The sequence below is a fragment of the Halodesulfovibrio spirochaetisodalis genome (genome assembly GCF_001672295.1).
GTDB lineage: Bacteria > Desulfobacterota > Desulfovibrionia > Desulfovibrionales > Desulfovibrionaceae > Halodesulfovibrio > Halodesulfovibrio spirochaetisodalis.
In genome coordinates this window covers 25,403-40,422 of sequence record NZ_JXMS01000034.1, presented here as the reverse complement: position 1 = coordinate 40,422, position 15,020 = coordinate 25,403, and the positions used below count along the sequence as shown (strand labels likewise).

Annotated in this window: 12 protein-coding genes; 5 read left to right on the top strand and 7 right to left on the bottom strand. The window is 46.9% G+C overall.

The window, feature by feature from the left end; genetic code table 11:
* Positions 1–190: 190 nt before the first annotated feature.
* The gene (locus tag SP90_RS15215) at positions 191–2,317 is read left to right on the top strand and encodes a methyl-accepting chemotaxis protein (protein ID WP_066858291.1); all 2,127 of its coding nucleotides are present in this window, start codon (positions 191–193) and stop codon (positions 2,315–2,317) included.
* A gap of 99 nt (positions 2,318–2,416) precedes the next feature.
* Here the strand turns inward: SP90_RS15215 and SP90_RS15210 are convergent, their stop codons facing one another.
* The 4 genes from SP90_RS15210 to SP90_RS15195 form a co-directional block, all read right to left on the bottom strand.
* The gene (locus SP90_RS15210; protein ID WP_082936489.1) at positions 2,417–2,890 is read right to left on the bottom strand and encodes an outer membrane lipoprotein; all 474 of its coding nucleotides are present in this window, start codon (positions 2,888–2,890) and stop codon (positions 2,417–2,419) included.
* A gap of 139 nt (positions 2,891–3,029) precedes the next feature.
* A complete protein-coding gene (locus tag SP90_RS15205) occupies positions 3,030–3,731 on the bottom strand; it encodes a response regulator (protein WP_066858288.1) in 702 nt (233 codons plus the stop codon).
* Between the two features lie 15 nt (positions 3,732–3,746).
* On the bottom strand, positions 3,747–5,744 hold the full coding sequence (locus SP90_RS15200) for an ATP-binding protein (protein ID WP_066858285.1): 1,998 nt from the start codon (positions 5,742–5,744) through the stop codon (positions 3,747–3,749).
* Positions 5,741–6,991 carry an ABC transporter substrate-binding protein gene (locus tag SP90_RS15195; RefSeq protein ID WP_066858282.1) on the bottom strand — a complete coding sequence of 417 codons (1,251 nt, stop codon included), beginning with the start codon at positions 6,989–6,991 and terminating at the stop codon, positions 5,741–5,743. Before SP90_RS15195 ends, SP90_RS15200 begins: the two co-directional genes overlap by 4 nt.
* Positions 6,992–7,227: 236 nt before the next feature.
* Between SP90_RS15195 and SP90_RS15190 the strand changes: the two genes are divergently transcribed.
* The 4 genes from SP90_RS15190 to SP90_RS15170 all read left to right on the top strand — a co-directional run bounded on the left by SP90_RS15190 (position 7,228) and on the right by SP90_RS15170 (position 12,507).
* Complete coding sequence (locus SP90_RS15190; protein WP_066858279.1) at positions 7,228–8,103, top strand: transposase; 876 nt, start codon at positions 7,228–7,230, stop codon at positions 8,101–8,103.
* A gap of 391 nt (positions 8,104–8,494) precedes the next feature.
* Positions 8,495–8,731, top strand: coding sequence for a hypothetical protein (locus tag SP90_RS15185; protein WP_066858276.1), 237 nt, complete (start codon positions 8,495–8,497; stop codon positions 8,729–8,731).
* Positions 8,732–8,757: 26 nt separating this feature from the next.
* Positions 8,758–11,796 (top strand): formate dehydrogenase-N subunit alpha, encoded by a 3,039-nt coding sequence (gene fdnG, locus SP90_RS15175; protein WP_082936488.1) that lies wholly within the window; start codon positions 8,758–8,760, stop codon positions 11,794–11,796.
* Between the two features lie 3 nt (positions 11,797–11,799).
* The gene (locus SP90_RS15170) at positions 11,800–12,507 is read left to right on the top strand and encodes a 4Fe-4S dicluster domain-containing protein (protein ID WP_066858267.1); all 708 of its coding nucleotides are present in this window, start codon (positions 11,800–11,802) and stop codon (positions 12,505–12,507) included.
* A gap of 98 nt (positions 12,508–12,605) precedes the next feature.
* On the opposite strand, the gene SP90_RS15165 is transcribed toward SP90_RS15170, so the two are convergent.
* The 3 genes from SP90_RS15165 to SP90_RS15155 form a co-directional block, all read right to left on the bottom strand.
* Positions 12,606–13,088 carry a type III secretion system chaperone gene (locus SP90_RS15165; protein ID WP_066858264.1) on the bottom strand — a complete coding sequence of 161 codons (483 nt, stop codon included), beginning with the start codon at positions 13,086–13,088 and terminating at the stop codon, positions 12,606–12,608.
* Positions 13,089–14,378, bottom strand: coding sequence for a protein-tyrosine phosphatase family protein (locus tag SP90_RS15160; protein WP_066858261.1), 1,290 nt, complete (start codon positions 14,376–14,378; stop codon positions 13,089–13,091).
* A gap of 177 nt (positions 14,379–14,555) precedes the next feature.
* Complete coding sequence (locus SP90_RS15155) at positions 14,556–15,017, bottom strand: type III secretion system chaperone (RefSeq protein ID WP_066858258.1); 462 nt, start codon at positions 15,015–15,017, stop codon at positions 14,556–14,558.
* Positions 15,018–15,020 lie beyond the last annotated feature (3 nt).

Sequence of the window (15,020 nt, the reverse complement as noted above, 5' to 3'; positions counted from 1 at the left end):
GTAATCCATTGTAAAATATGAACTAATCTTCAAAAACACCTCATCTCCTGCCTTTTTCCTCAATTGTTGCCTAAAGAAATGTGTTCTTAACCCGATTCGGGGTAGTAAGACTATACAAAATGCCTACGCCTATGCATTTTTTTGTAAATATACCGTTCACATAAACTCTCTCCCCCCTACCGGAGTTCTTATGACCTTCAAATCCTTGAAGCGAAAGCTGATAACCCAGATTTCAGCAGGCTTCATACTATTCATTGGCCTTCTCCTCGGTATTTCGCTCACCACTATGCGCAGTGAATCAATAAAAAGCGCATATTCATATTCTGAGGAAATTGTAAAAGAACAACAGCTTAAAATTGAAAATAAATTCAATTCCGGCTTCACTATTGCCCGCACGTTATCCCAGTCTATTGAGGCAATACTGCTTTCCAAATCCCCCAAAAGCAGAGCACAGATTGTGGAAATGTTGAAAGTTGTAGCAATAAAGAACCCGAACATTTTCGGAGCATGGGTCGTTTTCGAGCCTAATGCCCTTGAAAACGACGCTGACTATATTGGCAAATCAACATTCAACTCCCCAAAAGGACAATTTGTACCGTACTGGAGTCGTGCTGAAGGCTCCCTCAACCTAAGCGCATGCAACGTTGCTTCGAATGGTGCCTGGTTTACTCACAGCAAAAACACTCGAGAAGAATTTGCAACGGAAGTCGCCGAGTACACCAATAAAAAAGGAACCCACTTCAGCGTCTCAAGCCTTTCCGTTCCGATAATTGTAGACGGCAGTGTTGTCGGTGTGGCCGGTGTCGATCTCTCCACACAGTTTCTCAACAAACTGGTTAATACACTCACGGCATATAATGGTGATTGCAACTTGGCGCTTATTGCTGCAAACGGTAAAATTCAAGCGCTGACAGACACGCCTGATGCGCTGGGTTCACGGCTTGAAACCTTTATTCCCAATGGAAGAGGAGCCTTTACCAGAGCGCAGGACAACGAAATTGTCCGCATTGAGGACGGCGAAAATATCCACATTCTGGTTCCTGTTCAATTCGGTAACACCGTAGCAAAATGGGTTGCAGCCATCACAGTATCAAAAGATATTGCGCTGGCAGATGCGAATGAGCATACAATCCAGATGATTATTTTAGCTTTCATCTGTGCCATTGGAGCGTTGCTCGCAACGTTCTACCTTGCAGCCACCATTTCCAAGCCCATTATTCAAACCTCTTCTGTTATTTCCGCAATTGCACAGGGTGATCTTAATGCTCGCTGTGCACCGAACGGTGAAGACGAAATTGCTATAATGCAGCGGGCTGTTAACAGCATGGCAGAAACGCTTCAGGCTAACATTCATGATATAGAAAAAAATATGAATGAAGCGCGAAGGCATTCCAAAGAAGCAGAACAGGCAACGTCTCAGGCTAAGGCTGCGGAAGATAACGCCAGACAGGCGTACAAGCAAAGCCAGCAGGCTGCGCAGGAGCTGGATGAATTAGTGGCAAACCTGACAACGGCTTCCTCGGGACTGGACACACAAATTCAGTCAACCGCAGACGGGGTGCATCAGCAGGACGTTCGTAACAGCGAAACCGCCACTGCTATGGAAGAAATGAACAGCACCATTAATGAAGTCGCACGAAATGCTGCAGAAGCAGCAGCGAGCGTAGACACTGTGTTCAGTGAAGCTGAATCCGGTCTCGCTATTATTGGCGAATCAGTTTCCACCATCCAGAATGTATCCACCCTTTCAGCCCACCTCACCGAAGAAATGGGCGCACTTGGAACGCAGGTTGAATCCATCAGCGACATTCTTAATGTTATCAGTGACATTGCTGATCAGACAAACCTGCTTGCCCTTAACGCAGCTATTGAAGCTGCCCGTGCAGGCGATGCAGGCAAAGGCTTTGCAGTGGTAGCTGACGAAGTACGTAAACTTGCTGAAAATACGATGGAAGCGACCGGTCGCGTTGGCAATGCTATTCAAAATATTCAGGCCGGCACACAGAAGAACATTACCGCCATGACGAACACTGCGGATGCTGTGCAAAACGCTACATCGCTTGTAACTCAATCCGGCGAGGCATTTGAACGCATTGTTGCCAAAGTAACCCCTGCAACTGATCAAGTCCGTGCCATTGCTACAGCAGCTGAACAACAATCCTCCGCAAGTGAAGAGATCACACGCGCAGTGGATGAGATCAGCCGTATTTCCTCTATGACAACATCCAAAATGAAGGATGCTGAATCAGCTGTCCGTGATTTGAATGCTGTTGCAGAGTCTCTTACAGTTACCATGAACAAGTTGCTTGCCATATAACGAAAATCAACACTGGACAGCTTTTAAGCTGCTTTGTGTACCGCCTATCACATAAAAAAAAGCGACCTTGAAGGTCGCTTTTTTTTGCATGTTTCTCATCTAGTACGGCAGAACACGGGCTTTTCCGTTCGGTGATGTTACAACGCGTACACGTTGCCCATAACTGAAGTTCGACCCTTCTCTTGCCTGTACGATAGATACTGATCGTCCAGAATCCAAACGTACAGTAATCTGAAGACCGTCTGTCTTCTGGAATTCATCTTCTGCCAGAGCACCGGCAGTTGCACCAAGGGCTGCACCGCCAACCGCACCTAAGACTCGACCGGAACCGCCACCAATAGTACTGCCAAGAAGACCACCGGCAATACCACCACCAATGAGCCCTACACCTGTGTTCTCATCTTTAATTGTCACAGAGTTCATTCGTGTGATTGTTCCGTAGCTGATAGAGTCAGCCTGCATTGCCTGATCACCGGTATATACATTCGGATCATACTTGTTTGTACAACCCACAAGAACAGCCAATGCCATCAAGACCAGAATTATTTGATACCGTTTTATTATCCAGGTCATGTCTCACCTCCTGATGGTTAGGTACCTTGTAAAAAATACAAAAAAGTCACCTACCAGAACACGATTTTTTCGCCGAAGCCCCGTCATTTCAAGGCTCTAAGCGATATCGCATAATCTAACCATCAAGCATTATGGACAATCACTGAGCATCTATATCTTGTATTTTATCTACAAAGGTAGCGAAGCGCGTTACTCCCATTATTTCAAAAACATTGCGGAAGTTTTCTGATAAACCGGAAATAACGACCTTACCGCCGTCATTGTAGAAAGTGCGGATTGAATCCGTCAGCAATGCAATAGCAGCACCGTTGATTGATGTGTTCTCTGTAAAGTCGAGTACAACTCTCTTGGCATCCCCAGCTCCCTTAAAAGCGTGCTTAATTTCTGCTTCATCAGCTGTACCAAGAGTGCCCCGAACAGTAATCACCATTGTCTCGTCTGTGAATTGCGTTGAAAGAGTAACAAATTTATCGGTACTCAACTTAATACGCTCTTCCACACGCTCCAGTGCTTTCTCCAGCACTTCAAGACGTAACGGCTTATTAATAAAATCTGTAGCATCAAGATTTAAAGCCTGAATCGCAACATCCATATCACCGTGACCGGTAATAACGACTACTTCTACATTCGGCTCTTCTTCTTTAAGACGTCCCAGCACTTCAATGCCGTCCATACCCGGCATTTTAATATCAGTTAACACCAGAGGCGGACGGTGCTCTGCAAACACTTCCAATCCGCGTTCACCGGAATTAGCCAACAAGACTTCATGACCCAACGTACTTAATAACAATTCAAACATTGTCAGCGTGGGCTGTTCATCATCAATCACTAAGATCTTCATTCAATCTACCTTTCCCTAATTGGCTGCAAGAGCCACCTCTTGACGCGGGAAACGAACAGTAAAGCATGTACCGTCACCTACTGCACTCTGAATACTGAGCTCTCCTCCATATTCACGTACAATGCCGTAGGAAATAGCCAGTCCAAGTCCCATTCCTTGCCCTGTGGCTTTTGTTGTAAAGAACGGCTCAAACACCTTCTCCGCCACATGGTCTGGAATACCTGTTCCATTATCTTCAACCGAAACAGATACCCCTTCGTCGTCATATTCAGTCCGAATCAGGATACGGCCTCTCACCTCCGCACCTTCTTCATTTCTCTCTACAATAGCATCACGGGCATTGATCACCAGATTCAACAGCACCTGCTGCAACTTATTATGCTGCGCGGTAATGTACGGTAATTCCGGATCAAGCTCTGTGACAATATGGACATCTTCAATAAGGAACTGTCTGCTGAGTAAAGACACAACAGACCCTACAGGCTCATTGAGGTTCACATCCTCAAGCAATAAATCGGCCTTGCGCCCGAAGGATCTGAGCGTATTGATGATGTCGGAAGCCCTATCCACCTGTGTGCTGATTTCCGTCACAACCTGTGCATACTGCTCCTGTGGAATATCAATTCCCTGCTCATGCACCATTGTTAAGAAATCGCTTCCCATACGGATGGCATTCAACGGCTGGTTAAGCTCATGCGCCACACCGGTAGACATTTCACCAAGTGATTTCATTTTAGATGCCTGAATAAGCTGGGCATCTTTTTCTACAAGATCAGTAACGTCGGTTGTTGCAACGATAATGGCAGGCCGTGTACGGTAACTGATAAAGCACGCAGTTACGTTAACGTACATCGGAATGTTACCTTTGCGTAAATGCACAACACGCGGTGCCTTCATTGCTTCTGAACACAACTCGTCATTACTGAAAAATTCAAAACATTCTTTTGCCTGTTCTTCCCCGAAGGCAGCATACGGCATACCCACAAGTTCTTCACGGGTATATCCGTACAGCTCTTCTGTGCGTGGATTTGCATCCACCAGCTTTTTCGAAAGAACATCAACTACAAAAATCGGGTCCGGCCCGCTGCGGAATAAGGAACGGTATGTACTTTCAGATTCTTGCAATCTTCGACGATACAACCTGATAGACCATACCATGTTTCTGAAAGAAGTTGTCAGCTGCTGTACTTCATCTCCGTCGCTTGCCTGATTATAGAACGCGCATTTTTTGCAACGGTGCGGACGCATTTCTGATTTGCTTTCGCCCTCACGTTGTTCATCAAAATGCCAGCAGGGCAAATCCGTGTCATGGAAGGCAGGACACTCCAGTTGTTCCTCAGTATTAATAAGGTCTGAGGAACTAAAATTCCCTCGCGACAGGTCATCGGAGATCTGCGTGAGCGTCATGACAGGATCAGCAATATATTTCGCCATCCTGTGACTGACCCAGAACGTGATTATAATAACCGCCGAGATGAATCCCAGAAACATTGCACGCAATTTACCCACAAGGCTGTCTATGTGTGCCTTGGATAGTCCCACATGCACTGTGCCTATCTGGTAAATACCTTCTTTTATGGGAACAGCAATATCGTACGCTTCATGCCCTCCAAACGGCACAATACGTACACTCTTCTCCACCCTTTCGGTTACGGGATTAACTCCCTTTAATCTTTTCGGAAAAGGGGTGGTAAAGGTGTGACTGAGCACAGCACCGTTTTTCCCTTCAACATAGATATAGGCGACAAGGTGCTTGCGTTCATGCAATTGCTTTTCATCAAAAAGAACATTGAGCAGATGATCTGTATCATTCTCCAGAATAAACTCTGCGCCACGGGTAGCCACACTATGCGCAATGGCGGTCCCGCGCATTTCCAGCTCCTGCGTGAGACCGGAAATAAGAATCCAGCGGGCAAGCAACGCAATCGTGCCGCTGATCAGCAGAATAACTATCAGGATAGAAAAGAAAAATTTATTCTTTAAACTAAGCTGTGCAAATTTAGCGCGAATCATTTCGTAACAGGCTCCTCACGTTTGACCAAAGCGTTTTGCTTTACCTGCCGGTCAATGTCGTCCATCAATATAAACTCGCCATTGTTCAGGATGGTATAATATACCGAGTCCAATCCCTGATGATCTTTGGACGAAAACCCTACTGAAGCATATCCGCCGAGGGGGAATTCACGCATGGACTCCATCGCTTTCATAAAGCGTTCGCGTGTTAAATTCCGCCCTGCCCTGCGCAGACCTTCCACAATCACCCGTGCATTCACATACCCTTCCAGCCCTACCGCATTGGGAACATCTTCGGGGTAATACTCATGCAAGTGCCTGACATATTCTTCTGCTATTCCCATCAACTCATCTACCTGCATAGATGTTGGCGGAGGAACAACCTGTGAAACAAGCACATCTCCCTTTATGTCGTCGGGCAACCGTCTGGCAAGTTCTTCTGCACCTACAAACGATAAATTAAAAAATGCAGCATCAAGCCCGCGTGCATCTGCCTGAATAATAAACTCAGCACAAGGCTTACAGGTACCCACAAGAACAACAGCATCCGGCTGCGCTTTGACTATCCGCTGCAGTGCTTCTTCTATATCAACTCCGCCCCGAACATACGAACCGCGCGCAACCGGCGCAAGACCGTGCTCGCGCAGTGCGATCTCTGTCCCCATCAGCCCGTCAAAACCATAGGCATCATACTGATAAAATACAGCAATACGCTTATACTTCATACGCGAGACAAGCAACTCTACAGCAGCTTTTGTTTCCTGATAATAGGAAGCACGAACATTAAATACATACGGATTAAACGGGACACGCAGGGCATTGGCACCGGTAAAGGCACCGACAAGCGGAATTTCTGCTTCTTCAATAAGCGGGAGAACACGAACTGTTGTGGGGGTTCCGACAAAACCGAAAAGAGAAAAGACATTCCCGGTGCTGATCAGCTGGTGCGTGTTTGCCAGACATCGTGTTGGATCATACCCGTCATCAATGGCCTGCAGGGTAATCAATCTGCCGTGCACGCCACCGAGGGCATTCACATTACGCAGATAGCTCAATGCCCCCCGCAGGGTCTGTGTCCCCAGATAACTTGCATGCCCTTTCAAAGGCAAAGAAGATCCTAACGTTATTTCTGTGGACGAGACACCGGGAACCTGTGTGTAGCGCAATGGCTCATATCCGTCTCCATCGCATCCGCACAACGCCAAACAAAACATCGCCCAAGCCGCAAACTTGAATGCCACACGCATATACTCTCCCTAGATACGCAGGAAAAAAGAAAGGGAATCTTTTTATATGATGCATACTCTCAAATAGTTAACCAGCGAGGTCTCTGTAAGTTGTGCCGTTCTTACAAGTAACCTATCTGTTCTATACCCCATTTTAGTCATTTAAGAACGAACAAATATCCTCACGCTTGATTGTGCAACCAACTAAAACAAATGAAGTTCTTGCGCTAGTGCCAATTTAGCAGTAAGTAGACTCTATGCAAGAAACAGCCGCATTTGACATCTCCATGCTTGATTCAGAAGAGGCAGCACTTGAGTATCTTCTCTCATTTTGCTGGCCTTCCGGCGTGCGCTTTTGCCCGCGATGTGGGCAACACAAACTGTACACGCTTTCAGGCGGACGTCATCGCTGTGCCACTTGCAAATATACATTTCAGGACTTCAGCGGCCGCTGGATTAATAACGGCAGTCTCTCCCCGTCCACATGGCTTCACCTAGCCCACATGTTTCTGCAGGAATACACCGTACATGAGCTGGCACAAGAGGTGAACCTTTCGTATAACGCTGCCTACAAGGCCGTTACCACCATCAGATTTGCCCTGCTTGCACACGCAACAGATGCCCGCCAGCTTCTGGGGCCGGAAACCGGACTCGGGAAATATATCAAAGGAAAAAAACTCACCGGAGCTCCTCCGGTACGAGCCAAAGGTGCCATCCCTGTATTTGGCATTATGGAACGCAACGGTTGGGTTTTTATTGACCTTGTCAGCGGCATTGAAGCAGAGACTGTGTTTCATTTTAACCACAGCTTCCATCTTACTCTGTTCCGTGCAGGCAACATTATATATACGGGCAAGTACCGTCAGTATGATGCGCTTATCTTATGTGGTGATGATTCTCTTCCATATGAATACATCAGAAAATATGACCACGACTTCCCCATCAAAGAAGGCTCCTTCTGGGAATTCGGTCATTCCCGCCTGAAACGCTTTAAGGGAATCACTCCCCAGCGTTTTCCTCTCTACCTCAAGGAACTTGAGTTCCGGTATAACAACAAAGAAGGCGACATCCTTTCTATGCTGTTAACCCAACTCTGTGATCTTGTTCCTGAATTCGATCCGTTTAAAAAATAAGCAATCAGGCGAAGACCACGCTTCAGTCTGCACCCTCCAGACCATGACTCATCACAAGAGGTTTGAAAAAGCTAACCTCATGAGCTGGTGGTAGTACATGCCTTCCCCTCCTTACATTCTGCACAATAAAACTCTTTATTTTCAGCAAGATAACCCTTTAACACATTGCAAGTGCCAAACCGTGCGCATATTTAGTGCCAAACCACACGCATATCTTTTTCACAAGCTTACAACATATTGTTTTTACTAAAAATACACATACTACCAAGTGCTGTAGGCTGTCCAAGTTCATTTCTTTTGTGGAAGTTCTTTTTCTGTAGCTAAACTCCTCCTAACATAACGATTCCATAGTGCGCACTGCACTATGATCACGTTGGAAGGGGTTTTTGTTATGGAACGAATCAACCGTTCTCAACACAACGAAGCGATGTTGCTTCCTTTTTCCGGACTCGGAATACCGCTGTCGGACGTAGCCGCACGTGCCACTTTATGCGAGCTTACGCCTGTGACAGTGGAATACGAGGATCGGATCAAGCCTGTGCTGCCTGAATCTCTCCCTGTCTGTAACGGATACGGGTCAGGATTCAACCTGCTGATCGCACTCGGGCGGGAAATCAGAGGACGCTAGACACAACTTCAATATCAGGAGGAACAATGACAGTCTCCCGTAGACAATTCCTCAAGCTTTCTGCAGGTGCTGCCACCGCATCTGCATTCGGCGGACTGGGCATATCTTTAAAGCCTACCGTCGCGAAAGCTGAGCTGCAAAAATTAAAATGGTCTAAACAGACAACATCCGTCTGTTGTTACTGTGCTGTAGGCTGCGGTCTCATCGTAAACACTGCTAAAAACGGTGACGGTCGTGCCATTAACGTAGAAGGCGATCCGGACCACCCAATCAACGAAGGTTCACTTTGTGCAAAAGGTGCCGCAATCTGGCAGCTTGCAGAAAATGACAACCGTCCGCAAACTCCACTGTACCGTGCTCCAAACAGCACAGAATGGAAGCCTGTTTCTTGGGACTGGGCTCTCACAGAAATCGCTAAACGCGTAAAAAAGACCCGCGACAAATCTTTCCAGCTTAAGAACGATAAAGGTGAAGAAGTTAACCGTACCGAAGCTATTGCTTCTGCCGGTTCTGCCGCAATGGACAACGAAGAATGCTGGGCATACCAGTCATTACTCAGATCCCTTGGCCTGGTGTACATTGAGCACCAGGCGCGTATCTGACACAGCGCAACTGTAGCGGCTCTGGCAGAGTCGTTTGGACGCGGTGCGATGACGAACCACTGGATCGATCTTAAGAACAGTGACTGTGTATTAATCATGGGCAGTAACGCTGCCGAAAACCACCCTATTTCTTTCAAATGGGTAATGAAAGCAAAAGACAAGGGCGCAACGCTCATCCACGTTGACCCTCGCTTTACCCGTACCTCCGCAAAGTGTGATTTCTATGCCCCAATCCGTTCCGGTGCGGATATTCCGTTCCTCGGCGGTCTGGTGAAATACATCCTCGATAACAACAAACACTTCCACGACTATGTTGTTAACTACACCAACGCATCGTTCGTTGTCGGTAAAGACTACGAGTTCAATGATGGTGTATTCTCCGGTTTTGATCCGAAAAAAAGTGCCTACGATAAATCCAAATGGGCGTTTGAAACAGACAAGAACGGTGTGCCGGTTCGTGACGAATCATTAAAGCACCCGCGCTGTGTATTTAACCTGCTCAAAAAGCATTTTGCCCGCTATGACGTTGACACTGTTTCCAGCGTAACAGGCACGCCTAAAGAAGATATCCTCAAAGTATACGAAACCTATGCTGCTTCCGGCAAAGCGGATAAGTCAGCAACTATTATGTACGCTATGGGCTGGACACAGCACACAGTCGGTGTACAGAACATCCGTACAATGGCGATTGTGCAGTTGCTGCTCGGTAACATCGGCGTTGCAGGTGGCGGCGTAAACGCGCTGCGCGGGGAATCTAACGTACAGGGTTCTACAGATCACTGTCTCCTCGTACATATTCTGCCGGGGTATCTTGGAACGCCTAAGTCCAAATGGTCTGACCTCGCAGCCTATAACAAAAACTGCACTCCGCATTCTGCTGACCCTATGTCTGCAAACTGGTGGGGGAACAAGCCAAAGTATATGGCAAGCCTTGTAAAAGCCATGTACCCTGAAGCATCACCTGCTAAAGGCTACGAAATGCTGCCTAAGCTTGATGCGCATAAGCCGATGACCGAGTACTACTGGCTTTCCATGTTCGAAAAAATGAACCACGGGCAGTTCGACGGCTTCTTTGCATGGGGGCAGAACCCTGCATGTGGCGGTGCTAACGCAAACAAAAACCGTGAAGCCATGGCAAAGCTCGACTGGCTTGTGAACGTAAACATCTTCGATAACGAAACAGCTTCATTCTGGCGCGGGCCAAACATGAATCCGAAGGATATCAAGACTGAAGTCTTCTTCCTGCCATGTGCTGTTTCTATTGAAAAAGAAGGTTCCGTAACCAACTCCGGCCGCTGGATGCAGTGGCGCTATCAAGGGCCAAAGCCATACGGTCAGACACTTCCTGACGGTGACATCATCCTTAAACTCACCGACAAGATTCAAAAGCTCTACAAGAAAGAGGGCGGTGCATACCCTGACCCTGTTGTAGGTCTTGGTCTGCAGGACTGGCAGAACAGCCATGGACATTTTGATGCCCACGGCATTGCCAAGCTTATCAACGGTTACTTTATGAAGGACACCGAAGTTAAGGGCAAAAAGTTCAAAAAAGGCCAGCAGGTACCAAGCTTTGCGTATCTGCAGGATGACGGCTCCACATGTTCAGGCAACTGGCTCTACTGTGGATCTTACACAGACAAGGGCAACATGGCTGCCCGCCGCGACAAAACCCAGAACAATGCACAGGCAAATATCGGCCTGTACCCTAATTGGGCATGGTGCTGGCCTGTAAACCGCCGCATTCTTTACAACCGTGCATCTGTTGACCTTACAGGTAAACCGTATGCACCGAAGAAAGCAGTTATCAAATGGACTGGCGATAAAACCAAATGGCAGGGTGACGTGCCTGATGGCGGATGGAAGCCGGGTACCAAGCACGCCTTTATTATGCGTAAACACGGCTTTGGTCAGATTTACGGCCCGGGTCGCGCAGAAGGTCCGTTCCCGGAACACTACGAGCCGCTTGAATGTCCTATTGCGAAAAACCCGTTCTCTTCACAGCTGCATAACCCTACGGCCTACCAGATTGCCAGTGAGGAAAAAGCTGTTGCCAACCCTCGCTTCCCGTATGTCGGTACAACATACCGCGTTACAGAGCATTGGCAGACCGGCCTGATGACCCGTTATCAGGGCTGGCTCATTGAAACAGAGCCTCAGTTGTTCTGTGAAATCAGTGAAGAACTGGCGAAGAAAGAGAAGATTGAAAACGGTGAAAAAGTCAACGTTTCCAGTCTGCGCGGCACGCTCGAATGTGTTGCCATCGTTACTAAGCGTATCAAGCCGTACAAAGTACATGGTCAGGACGTACATCTCGTTGGCCTGCCTTGGCACTATGGCTGGGTAACACCGAAACACGGTGGTGATTCTGCAAACCTCCTCACACCTTCTGTGGGCGACCCTAACACCGGTATTCCGGAAACAAAGGCGTTCATGGTTAACGTGAGCAAGATAAAGGGAGCGTAAGCCATGGCTAAAAAATTCCTCGTCGATCTTACCCGCTGTACGGCATGCCGTGGCTGTCAGGTAGCGTGCAAGCAATGGAAAAAGCTTCCGGCTGAAGAAACCATAAACTGGGGTTCCCACCAGAACCCGAAAGACTTGAGCTTTACTACAATACGTCTTGTCCGCTTTGAAGAAGTAGTCAATGACGGAAAAGTAGACTGGTTGTTCTTCCCTGAACAGTGTCGTCACTGCACAGAACCCCCATGCATGGGGCAGGCTGAGCTTGATGACGAACGTGCTGTAATTCAGGATGAAGCAACAGGTGCGGTAATCTTTACTGAATACACCAAGAACGTCGATGCTGAAGGCGTCCGTGAAGCATGCCCATACGATATTCCCCGTAAGGATCCTGCCTCCGGCGAGCTCTCAAAGTGTGATATGTGCATCGACCGTATTCAGAACGGCATGAAACCGGCTTGCGTTCTTTCCTGCCCGACTGGTGCAATGACCTTCGGTGACGAAGAAGAAATCGACGCACTGGCAAAACAGCGCCTTGCTGCTGCTAAAAAGCGGTACCCGAACGCTGTCCTCGGTGATCCTGATGATGTACGGGTGGTATACCTGTTCCAGCAAGACCCTACCCAATACTTTGATAAGGCAATTGCCGCGGCTTCACCGCATATGATGAACCGCAAGCAGATGTTCGCCCGTCTGCTCGGTACCAAAGCATAACAAAAAGCAAAGAGGCACGCAGAAAACTGCGTGCCTCTTTTTATAGCAATCATAGCTGGCTGGCAGTATTTGCTCAGCGCAACTTCTCTATTGTTACATTACGCTCTAATAAAGTTCTGGGACATCCACATTGGATCTTCAGTCTCTTCAACCTGCTGAGCACTGCTTTCACCTGAAACCGGCTTTGCAGACCATTCAGATGCTTCAAGCGCAAAATCGATAAAACTCTGGAAAATGGCAATAAAGGATGTCTTTTCCAAATCTTTCAGCAGTTCTTTTCCCCAAATGACAATCTCGTTATCATCTGAAAGATGCATGACCGGAGCCCATTTAGTGGTAAGAGCATTAAAGCGAAGCATTTCTTTCATCTTCTCAGATGCACTTTCTTCATCCAACTCACCTACGTAGCTGAATAAAAACACGCATTCATCATCAGGGCAGGCAATATTAACTGTCACAGTGTCATCAACGCTGATGAGATACACACCGGACTCGGTGCTTTCCAGCCCTGACAATCCAATATTATCAAGAACTTCATTCATCAGGTTATCAAACACAGCATTTGTTTTTTCAGTACTCATTTATGCTCCTACTAATCCGTGTGCATATTCAAGCAGTAATGCTGCCTGAGAGTGAGTTTGGACAAAGAACTGACCACGGGACTGTCGACCTTGAACGATAACGTCTAATAATTTTTCGTCCACATTATCACGGGTCAACTCTCCTGAAGCAGCCATGTCTGACAATGCAAGTCCGGCAAAGATAGTGCCAGTACGTCCTACTCCAGCGGTACAATGAATCGCTAAATTGCCAGGATTATTTTGTGTTGCATTTTTTACTGTGCTTAAGATTTCTTTAAACGTATCCATTTTCACTACCCCGTGATCAGGCCAATCTGGGAAGTGAAGTGCCTTTACATCGTGCATTCCTGTCTGGCCGGAAACTTCCATATTGGTTACGTTCATAACCCCATCTCTCTTTCGTGAGGTCGCTGCTACCTCAACATCTCCAAACAGCTGCTCCCCATGTGGGCGATACTTCGGAATGTGATGTTTTTGAATATCATCCCTGCGAGTTAAATCTAGAATGGTGGTTACTTTTGCTTCACTTACCATAGTCCAGAATGCTTCTTGAGTTTCCACTTTAGGAGCCTGTGTTGCTATACCATACTCTTTTCCACCGAGAGTTACGTAGTTAGCATTGATCAACTTTGAAGTATTAACCAATGTTTCCTTCGGTGGCTTTAAGTCTTTGAAACGGCACACTGCCTTCATCTCATCACTATTATTGTAGTACTGAGAAGTGGTTTGCAAAACCAAAGCTCCATGTCCGTCACCAAGTCTCTCCTTAAGCGCTTTCGCCATTTGCGGATGAAAATCTTTAGCTCGCCCCTCATCGCCTATCATCGCAATAGTGTCCTCAGTTACACTCGGTTGCGCACCAGTTCTCATCTTTTCCCCTGTCATTGCAGCAGGCTTCGGAGGACGTTCTGGCTGTGTTAATGATGGACGCTCCTTAGCTGCAGCTAGCAATTCTAAGGCCTGATTATGGGTCAACAGATTATCCGTGATACCTTTCAAGCTACCGTCGCTACCAAGTTTTAAGTTATCAAAATATGACTTGAGATCACCGGTATCGATCACTTTACCATTCAGTTCGGATACCACCTTATCCGCAAAGGCTTTCTGCGTATCAGTTGTTTTTGAGCTCAGCTGATTACGTCCAAAGAGTTTCTGTTTCAGATTTCCCTTTGCTTCGGAGGTACCTTTAACTTCTTGCTTATCCCCAGCGCTTAAACGACCGATCTCGTCTCCGCGTCCAAGATTTACCTGTGCTTGCACCTGTGCTTGAAAATTATTTGATATTGGCATGTTTGTGTCTCCCATATGCAGAAAATGTACTCCCCTGCATCGGTTGTGCTTTTTAATTGGGCTGAAAAGTGAGCCTCGGGTAAAGCTCACTCTCCAGACGTATGGAGAGGTATATGTATTTTTTGATTATCAACAGGTTAAGAACAAGCTACGCAGTCTCAACCTTAAAAAACATAGCTAGATTCGAATCGCTGTCTGCTGCAACAAATCAGAATCAGACGTTGCTGACTCGCTTTGTGCGCCTTCTTCAGCCTCACTAAGCTGCTTTTTCCAGTAATCCGCTGCTCCCAGAAAATCTGAGAATATTTCTTCAACCTCAGTCACATGCTCAAATGGCAATGTGACTAACTGCTGAAGGCTCAAATATCCTGTCTGATCATCCACAGCCAACGTTCCGCCAGCAGTTGAAGCCCACATGTAATTTCCTTGCAGCACTTGCAGTAAAAAGCCTGCATTCTCATATGGGGCAGGAGCAAGATAGGCTGAAAAAATCAGTACTTCTTCCTCTTCAAGAAGCGAAAAAACTACATGTATATCTTCAATAACAACACCTGCCTGCATTGTTTCATCCAGAACAATATCTGTCTTGATGATCTTACCGAGGTGATTCAAAATCTCTTGAGTGTGTTCTATAATCATTTC